The 228-nt window shown below is 48.7% G+C and carries 1 protein-coding gene; it reads left to right on the forward strand.

Annotation, left to right across the window (positions count from 1 at the left end):
• Nucleotides 1-228: cation:proton antiporter (locus AB4486_RS26705; protein WP_372119788.1), on the forward strand; the 228-nt coding region annotated here is incomplete at both ends.

Raw genomic sequence — 228 nt, forward strand, 5'->3', positions numbered from 1 at the left:
ATGAGAAACCGACTGATGGGGCTGGGTGGCCTGCAAGTTGGTGGCACTACCGCGATTGTAATGGGTATCGCCCTTTTCTTCGGACAACCTTGGACCATTGCGCTGACTATCGGTTTGATCTTCGCACTGTCATCTACCGCGATTGTACTCCAAACCTTTAACGAAAAAGGGCTATCCAAAACAGAAGGCGGCAAGAACGCTTTTTCAGTCCTACTGTTCCAAGATATT

Source organism: Vibrio sp. 10N.222.55.C6, from assembly GCF_041473395.1.
Classification (GTDB): Bacteria; Pseudomonadota; Gammaproteobacteria; order Enterobacterales; family Vibrionaceae; genus Vibrio; species Vibrio crassostreae_C.